Origin of the sequence: Streptomyces sp. NPDC050263, assembly GCF_040655955.1 — a bacterium.
Lineage (GTDB): Bacteria > Actinomycetota > Actinomycetes > Streptomycetales > Streptomycetaceae > Streptomyces.
In genome coordinates, this window is record NZ_JBFAKW010000157.1 from 1 (window position 1) to 7930 (window position 7930).

The 7930-nt window shown below is 72.5% G+C and carries 7 protein-coding genes and 1 pseudogene; 3 read left to right on the forward strand and 5 right to left on the reverse strand.

The window, feature by feature from the left end:
- Positions 1-267: pseudogene (locus AB0J04_RS40505) on the forward strand (hypothetical protein); the annotation flags it as partial.
- Here the strand turns inward: AB0J04_RS40505 and AB0J04_RS40510 are convergent.
- From AB0J04_RS40510 to aroA, 3 genes are read right to left on the reverse strand one after another with little or no spacing between them, the layout of a single operon-like run.
- Entirely contained in the window at positions 260-601 is a 342-nt protein-coding gene (locus AB0J04_RS40510; protein WP_363173678.1) for a hypothetical protein, read from the reverse strand. The pseudogene AB0J04_RS40505 and the gene AB0J04_RS40510 overlap by 8 nt on opposite strands.
- Positions 598-1230, reverse strand: a complete 633-nt coding sequence (locus AB0J04_RS40515; protein WP_363173679.1) for a GNAT family protein — start codon at positions 1228-1230, stop codon at positions 598-600. Before AB0J04_RS40515 ends, AB0J04_RS40510 begins: the two co-directional genes overlap by 4 nt.
- 23 nt (positions 1231-1253) lie before the next feature.
- The gene (gene aroA / locus AB0J04_RS40520; RefSeq protein ID WP_363173680.1) at positions 1254-2489 is read right to left on the reverse strand and encodes a 3-phosphoshikimate 1-carboxyvinyltransferase; all 1236 of its coding nucleotides are present in this window, start codon (positions 2487-2489) and stop codon (positions 1254-1256) included.
- Positions 2490-2926: 437 nt separating this feature from the next.
- Between aroA and AB0J04_RS40525 the strand changes: the two genes are divergently transcribed.
- Together AB0J04_RS40525 and AB0J04_RS40530 are read left to right on the forward strand one after the other, a co-directional pair.
- Positions 2927-4726 carry a glycoside hydrolase family 3 protein gene (locus tag AB0J04_RS40525; RefSeq protein WP_363173681.1) on the forward strand — a complete coding sequence of 600 codons (1800 nt, stop codon included), beginning with the start codon at positions 2927-2929 and terminating at the stop codon, positions 4724-4726.
- A gap of 123 nt (positions 4727-4849) precedes the next feature.
- Positions 4850-5503: a hypothetical protein gene (locus tag AB0J04_RS40530; RefSeq protein WP_363173682.1), complete on the forward strand. Its 654-nt coding sequence runs from the start codon at positions 4850-4852 to the stop codon at positions 5501-5503.
- A 19-nt stretch (positions 5504-5522) separates the two neighbouring features.
- On the opposite strand, the gene AB0J04_RS40535 is transcribed toward AB0J04_RS40530, so the two are convergent.
- Both AB0J04_RS40535 and AB0J04_RS40540 read right to left on the reverse strand, forming a co-directional pair.
- Complete coding sequence (locus tag AB0J04_RS40535) at positions 5523-6944, reverse strand: S28 family serine protease (protein ID WP_363173683.1); 1422 nt, start codon at positions 6942-6944, stop codon at positions 5523-5525.
- Positions 6945-7051: 107 nt separating this feature from the next.
- Positions 7052-7456 (reverse strand): hypothetical protein, encoded by a 405-nt coding sequence (locus AB0J04_RS40540; protein ID WP_363173696.1) that lies wholly within the window; start codon positions 7454-7456, stop codon positions 7052-7054.
- Positions 7457-7930 lie beyond the last annotated feature (474 nt).

Below are 7930 nucleotides of genomic sequence, written 5' to 3' on the forward strand. Positions count from 1 at the left end.
CTCGTACTGGACGTACTTGGGCTTTCGGCCGGTGCGGCGAGAGTGCGTGCCGGGCGTCGCGACGGGGCGAACGTTGCCTGCCGCGGCACTAGCACTGCGGCGTACGCCCACCAGGCTCTGGCGCTGCGTCCGGCGCAGGGCGAGCCGCCGGCGCGGAACGTCTTCGTCGCCGTACGGGCCGGGGCGGAGCGGGATCCGGTGCTGACGGCGGTGCGGGAGGAGCTGCGTACGGCGGCGGCCTTCGTGGCCGCCGCCGGTGTCAGGTGACGATCGCCGCCACGACCAGGGCCGCCCAGATCACGGCCACCGCCGCCGCGCGGACCTGGGTCGCCCGGTCGAGGATCCGGCCCAACAGGCCGGTGCGGCCGGTCGGCAGGGACCGCAGTCCCCAGGTGAGCAGCAGTGACGCCCCGGCGGTGCAGGCCAGCAGGAAGAAGGGGCGTTCGCTGGGGTAGTCCGGGTCCCAGGGCTCCTTGGTGTAGTTCTCCAGGTACAGGAGCGTGGCGAGGGCGTACCACAGCAGTGCGCTGCCGCCCGTGACGACGCCCTCCAGCACCGGGGACAGCGCGGGCCTGCGCCAGGACGTCCGCCCGGCGCTCACGTGCTCACCGCCGGGTATCTCGCCACCCGCTCCGACAGTTTCCGCTCGACGTCGGGCCATTCGTCCGCCGTGAGGGAGAAGATCGCGGTGTCGCGCAGACGGCCGTCCTCGCCCGGGGCCCAGGAGCGGGACCAGTTGCGCAGGATGCCCTCGAAGCGGGCGCCGACGCTTGCGATCGCCGCTTGGGAGCGGCCGTTGCGGGTGTCCGTCTTCAGGTCGACCCGGGCGACGCCCCACTCCTCGAAGGCGTGCCGGAAGAGCAGGAGCTTGGCCTCGGCGTTGACGCCCGTGCCCTGGGCGGAACGGGCCAGCCAGGTGAAGCCGATCTCGACGGCGTCCAGTCGGTCCTCGGACCGCCAGGAGCGCGGCTCCCAGTACGAGGTCGCGCCGACCGCCCGGCCGGAGGCCAGGGAGATCTGCGCGTAGGGCGCGAGCAGGCCGCTCGCCGCGCGGGCGAGCTGGGCGTCGATGTACTCGCCGACCTCGTCGGCCCTGGGCACCCAGGTGAAGTCGTACGTTCCCCGGTTCTCCTCCGCCGCCACCGCCAACTCGGCCGCATGCCGGTGCTCCAGCGGCTCCAGGCGTACCAGCGCGCCCTCCAGAACCGGCCCCCGCAGTTCGAAACTCACCCGACGTCGTCCTTCCCCGGCCGCTACCGCAACCGCTGCCCCAGTTCCTCGAACGCCTCGTGGAAACCGGGGAAAGTCTTGCGGACGCAGCCGGGGTCGTCGAACGAGATTCCGGGGACGCGCAGTCCGGTCACCGCGAAGGACATGACGATGCGGTGGTCGCCGTAGGTCTTGACGTCGGCGCCGACCGGGGCCGCGCCGGGCCGGATCTCGATCCAGTCGGGGCCGGTGGCGACGTCCACGCCCAGCCGCCGGAGGTTCTCCGCGCAGGCCTCCAGCCGGTCGCACTCCTTCACGCGCGTGTTCGCCACGTCCTCGATGCGTACGGGTCCGGAGGCGAAGGGGGCGATCGCGGCGAGGGTCGGCATGGTGTCGGAGACGTCCCGCATGTTGACGGTGACGCCGTGCAGTTCGCCGGTCCCGGCCACGGTCGTGCGGTCGGCGCCGACGTCCACCCGGGCGCCCATCCGGCGCAGGACGTCCACGAAGCCCAGGTCGCCCTGGAGCGCGCCCGCGCCGAGGCCCGGCACGGTCACCTCGCCGCCGGTCAGCGCGGCCGCCGCGAAGAAGTAGCTCGCGGTGGAGGCGTCCGGCTCGATCGCGTAGGTCGTGGCGCGGTAGCCGCCCGGCGGGACGACGTACGTGTTCCCCTCGCGGACCGCCTCCGCCCCGAACGCCCGCATCATCGCGATGGTGATCTCGACGTAGGGCGCCGAGACCAGGTCCGTGACGGTGATGCGCAGGCCGGTGCGGGTGAGCGGACCGAGCAGCAGCAGGGCGGTCAGGTACTGGGAGGACTGGCCGGCGTCCAGCGTCACCTCGCCGCCCTCGACGCCGGACGCCCGCACGGTCAGCGGGTGGTGGCCCTCCGCCTCCTGGTGCCGCAGGTCCACGCCCAGGTCGCGCAGGGCGCGGGTGAGCGGGAGGAGGGGGCGGCGGCGCATCTGGGGGGAGGCGTCGAAGCGGTAGACGCCGTGGCCGGCGGCGGCGAGGGTCGGCAGGAAGCGGGCCGTGGTCGCGCCGTCCCGGCAGTAGACGTCCGCCTCGGCGAGCGCCGGCCCCTGTGGGCGGCCGTCGACCTGCCAGGCGCCCGGTGTCCGTCCGACGCGGTAGCCGAGCCGGGTCAGGCCCTCGGCGAACCCCTCGGTGTCGTCGGAGCGCAGGGGGCGCTGGAGGGTGGTGACGCCGTCGGCGGCCGCCGCGAGGAAGAGGGCGCGGGCGGTGATGGACTTGGAACCGGGGATGTCGACGAGGGCCATGCCCCTCATGATCCCGCGCCGATCCGCTCGGTCGCCGGTACGTCCACGGGATGGACGACGGTCGGGGCGGTGTCCGGCGGATGAACAGCGGCCGTGGCGGTCGGCCGCATCACGGGTTCCCTCGTGTCACATCCGCCCCGACTTCCGGAAATCCGTGCGTCAGCGGGAACCCTGCTCCCGCCCCGCTCGTCCAATTCGCAAGTTGTCGGACGAGTCACCTCGGTGCGGTGTCGGCCCTCGCCACTGGCTGCGATCGCTGACCCACCCTCTCCGCCGCACCGCGGCCGGCAGCCGAGCCGTCATCGGCGCGCCCCCCTCCAATGCGCCGATGGCGGCGCCCCCACGGGTAGCGTGCGCCTCCGGCCCCCCTCCGGCCTTCGGACCTCTCCGGCCATCGGACCCCTCCGGCCATCGGACCCCTCCGGAAGGAGCGCACCATGCCCTCCAGACGAGTGCCATCCCGACGCACCGTCCTCGCCGCCACCGCCGGCGTCACCGCCGCCCTCGCCGTCGGCGGCACGGCGCACGCGGACGACCGTCGGCTCCGTGTCCTCCTCTCCCGTATGACACCGGAGGACAAGGTCGGCCAGGTCTTCGTCTCGCGGGTGCACGGCCATTCGGCGACCGCGCCCGACCAGGCCGACGTCGACGCCAACCTCGCCCAGTTCGGCGTGCGCACTCCCGCCGAACTGCTCGCCCGCTACCGGCTCGGCGGGATCATCTACTTCACCTGGGCGCACAACACCCGCGACCCGCAGCAGATCGCGGACCTCTCCAACGGTCTCCAGCGGGCCGCCCTCGGGCAGCCGCGCGGGCTGCCGGTGCTGATCTCCACGGACCAGGAGCACGGCGCCGTCTGCCGGGTGGGCCGACCGGCCACGCTGTTCCCGGGGGCGATGGCGATCGGGGCCGGGGGATCGTCGGCCGACGCCCGCACGCTCGGGCGGCTCGCGGGCCGTGAGCTGCGCGCGATGGGCATCCGGCAGAACTACTCCCCCGTGGCCGACGTCAACGTCGACCCGGCCAACCCGGTGATCGGCGTCCGCTCCTTCGGCGCCGACCCGCAGTCGGTGGCGGAGCTGGTCGCGGCGGAGGTCGAGGGCTATCGGGCGGCCGGGGTGGCGGCGACCGCGAAGCACTTCCCCGGGCACGGGGACACCGCCGTCGACAGCCACTACGGCTTCCCCGTCATCACCCACACGCGCGAGGTGTGGGAGACGCTGGACGCGGTGCCGTTCCGCGCGGCGATCGCCGCCGACGTCGACTCCCTCATGACCGCGCACATCCTGGTCCCCTCCCTCGACGACTCCGGAGATCCCGCGACCCTCTCCCACCCGATCGTGACCGGCATCCTGCGCGAGCGGCTCGGCTACGACGGGGTGGTGGTCACCGACGCCCTCGACATGGCGGGCGTGCGCACGAAGTACGGCGACGACCGGGTGCCGGTGCTCGCGCTCAAGGCCGGCGTCGACCAGCTCCTCAACCCGCCCGACCTGGACGTCGCCTGGAACGCCGTCCTCAGGGCCGTCCAGGACGGGGAGCTGACCGAGGAGCGGCTCGACGAATCGGTCCTGCGGATCCTGCGGCTGAAGGCGCGGCTGGGCCTGTTCGAAGAGCCGTACGTCAGCCGGGACGAGGTCGGCCGGACGGTCGGCACGCCGGCCCATCTCGCGACCGCCGACCAGCTGGCCTCGCGCACGACGACCCTGCTGGTCAACGAGGGACCGGTGCTGCCGCTCTCCCCCCGCACCCACCACCGGCTGCTGGTCGTCGGCGCCGATCCCGCCTCCCCCACCGGCACCACCGGCCCGCCCACCGGCGTCCTCGCCGCCGCCCTCACCGAACTGGGCTTCAGGGCGACGGCCCTGTCCACGGGCACGGCCCCCTCCGCCGAGGCGATCACGCAGGCGGTGACGGCCGCGGGCGCGGCCGACGCCGTGGTGGTCACGACCTGCAACGTGACGGCGGCCGGCAGTCAACGCACGCTGGTGGAGCGACTCTCGGCGACGGGCCGGCCGGTGGTCGCCGTGGCGATCCGCAACCCCTACGACGTCGCCCGGCTCCCCTCCGTGAAAGCCTTCCTGGCCGCCTACTGCTGGACCGACGTCGAACTGCGGGCCGCCGCCCGGGTCATCGCCGGAACGGCCGACCCGCACGGGAGGCTGCCGGCGCCGGTGAAGCGGGCGGACGATCCGGCCCAGGTGCTGTATCCGATCGGGCATGGTTTGTCCTACTAGGCGTACGCCGAGCGCGCGGCAGATCTCCCGCACCACGCGCAAAGCGCCCCACGCGGCTGGCGTGCGCCCGGCGTCGCGGGCCACGCTGGTCAGGCCCTGTTCGTCGGGCGAGCGGGAGACGCCATGCGTGGAAGACGGTCTGTGAAGGCGCCGGTGGGAGTGGTGCGCTGGGCCCTGGCCTGCGCCCTGGCCTTGACGGGGTGCCAGGTCCTGTCCTCCGAGGAGAGTGGGAACCGGGCGGGGAAGGGGTCTTCGACGTCGGCCCGGGCGCCCTCCTCCCTGCTCCCCGTGTCCGGCTTCGGCACGGTCTTCCTCGCGGTCGACGAGTGCAGCTCGTTCGGGACGACCAGCTACACCGAGGTGCCGTGCGGTGGAGAACGGGCGGCGGCCCGGGTCGTCGCCCGGCACGACGGAAAGGTCGGCGAGGGCCCGCTCTGCCCGCCGACCACCGACTTCCGTCTGCACATCGGCGAGCAGCCCGCGGAAGGCGGCGCGGGCTCGATCCCGCAGGGCTACGCCTGTATGCGCGCCCTCCAGCCGCCGCACCCCGGCGACCCGGGCGCCGGCGGCGGCCCCCGCACGATCGTCGGCGACTGCGTCTACGGCGCGGGCAGCGGGCAGGTCCGCGAGACGCCGTGCGACGGCTCCGGCGCGAGGAAACCCCAGTACCAGGTGGTGAAGGCCGTGGACACCCGCTCACACTGCCCGGCGTCCACGGCCCTCTACGTCCGACTCGGCGACGACACGCATCCGGTGGGCTGCGCGCGGCCGGTGTGAGCCGGACGTCCGAGTCGGGCTACGGACGCAGCGTCGGCTCCCGCTCCATGTCCGGCACGTCCAGCTTCGCGTCGAACGTGGCCAGTGGCTTCGCCTGCGCGACGGCCGAGGAGGCGACGCCTGCCCAGGCCAGGATGCGGGCGGTGGCGAAGGCCTTCTGGTCGGGGACCAGGCCGGCCACGTTCGCGCCGTGGTTCAGGCCGGGGGCCGTGAAGACGTACGAGTCCTTCGCGCCCTTGTCGACGCGGAACCGCTCGCTGCCCCACGGGTCGTTCTGGCCGTAGACGTAGAGCATGTGGCGGGCGTTGTGGCGGACCCAGCCGTCCACGTCGCGCATCGCGGTCGGCTGGAACCGGGTCGGGATCGCGCGCGGGACGAAGTTGCGCGGCGGCTGGTAGCCGTAGCGGATGTACTTCTTCTCGATGTGCGGGAAGCGGATGTCCGGCGCGCCGAGTTGGGTGGCCGCCTGGTAGAAGTACGGCGTGTACGGCTCCAGGCCCTGGTCGGTGTAGAAGGAGAACCCGGAGATCGTGTCGATCGAGTCCCAGATCTGGTCGTCGGTCGCGGCCCCGGCGTCCGGCGGGATCAGCTCGTCCTCGTCGCAGTCGGCGATCAGCGCGTACTGCCAGAAGCCCCAGACGTAGTCGAGGACGACCGCCTCGAACGCCTTGTCCAGGCTGCCGACGGTGGTGAAGGTGTAGCCGTTCTCCGCCGCGTACGCCTCGTACTTCTTCTTCAGCGGCTCGCGGCGTACGAGTGCCTCGCGCTGGACCGCGTTGAGGCGGTCGCGGCACTCCTTGGTGCCGACCTTCGCGAAGAAGCGGTCGTAGGCCGAATCCTCGTCGTTCACCACGTCGTTGGGGGCGACGTAGGCGACGACGCCGTCCATGTCACGCGGGTAGAAGCGCTCGTAGTAGGTCGCGGTCATGCCGCCCTTGGAGCCGCCCGTGGAGAGCCAGTTCTTGCTGTAGATCTTCTTGAGCGCCTTGAAGACGCGGTGCTGGTCGCTCGCCGCCTGCCAGATGTCCAGCTTGGTCCAGTCGGCCGGGGCAGGGCGGGACGGCGTGAAGAAGCGGTACTCCAGGGAGACCTGGTTGCCGTCCACGATCCGGGTCGGCTCGCTGCGGCTGGGGTTGGTGGAGACGTTGTAGCCGCTGGTGTAGAAGACGGTGGGGCGCGCGACGTCCTTGTGCAGCACGGTGATCCGCTGCTGGAACGTGCCCTTGGAGGGGTGCCGGTGGTCGACCGGCTGAGTGTAGTCGAGGACGAAGTAGCGGTAGCCGGAGTACGGCTTCTCCTGGATCAGGCTCATGCCCGGGACGGAGAGAAGCCGGTCCTTGATGTCGGCCGGCCCCGGTTCGGCGGCGGTGGCCGCTCCGGCCGTGCTCAACGTGCCGATGAGCACCGTGAGCGCCAGCAGCCATCTGAGCGCCTTGCGCATGCGCGTGCACCCTCCCTGTGAGACAGATGTGCGTCGCCGGAAGCTATCGGAGCAACACCGGTCGCGCCAGAGGGGGTTGACAGGCCATCAGGGGGTTGTCGGTGGGTTCAGCAGGAGAACCAGGGCGAGGTGTACTTGGTGCCGCCCACTCCTCCGCTCACCCGTATGAAGCGATGTCCCGCATAAACCCGCACCGAGGGTGAACTCTGGGTGTGCTGCCGCGACTTCGGCACGGCGACATGGCCGCGCGCCTGAAGACTCACCGACACGAGCCGTTTGACGCCCGGGTGCTTCTGGACGGTGACGGCACAGACGTAGCCGCCGTCCCGGTAGACCAGCACGGAGCCGGCGGAGAAGGACAGGGTGCGCACCTTCCGGCCCGCGCAGGACGCGGTCGACGACGCGGAAGCGGCCTGGGCGCTGCCCGGCGCCGCCACGGCGAGCAGCCCGGACACGAGCAGCACGACCAGCCCGCCCGTCAGCCGTCGCACCGTCGTACTGCCCCTACCTATGCCCACGGTTCCCGTCCCCTCCTACGTTCGCCGTACGCGATGGCTGTACGCGATAGCCGTACTGATGTACGGACGCACGACATGTGTCGGATGGTTGCACGGTCGTCACCAGCACGCGTCCACCCCCGCCGCCCGATCACACCGCCGCAGGCTCATCCTCGCCCACGAAAGTCCGCCACAACGCGGCATACCTCCCGCCGAGACGGAGCAGCTCCCCGTGCGTACCGTCCTCCACCACCCTGCCGTGAGCCGAACCTCCCCCTGTCGCCCTCGCACCGCTCGGCCCTGGCGGGCCTCCCGGGCTTCGAGACGACTGGCCGGACTCCGTCCGGCGGTCCGACGCGGCACCAGGACCGCTCGACAGCGACAGCCCGATCCGCCGATCACACCGCCGCAGGCTCATCCTCGCCCACGAAAGTCCGCCACAACGCGGCATACCTCCCGCCGAGACGGAGCAGCTCCCCGTGCGTACCG

Bases quoted from the DNA above. Each gene is read 5' to 3' on its own strand.
- aroA (WP_363173680.1), bottom strand. From the start codon at position 2,489: ATGGCCCTCGTCGACATCCCCGGTTCCAAGTCCATCACCGCCCGCGCC.
- AB0J04_RS40525 (WP_363173681.1), top strand. From the start codon at position 2,927: ATGCCCTCCAGACGAGTGCCATCCCGACGCACCGTCCTCGCCGCCACC.
- AB0J04_RS40530 (WP_363173682.1), top strand. From the start codon at position 4,850: ATGCGTGGAAGACGGTCTGTGAAGGCGCCGGTGGGAGTGGTGCGCTGG.
- AB0J04_RS40535 (WP_363173683.1), bottom strand. From the start codon at position 6,944: ATGCGCAAGGCGCTCAGATGGCTGCTGGCGCTCACGGTGCTCATCGGC.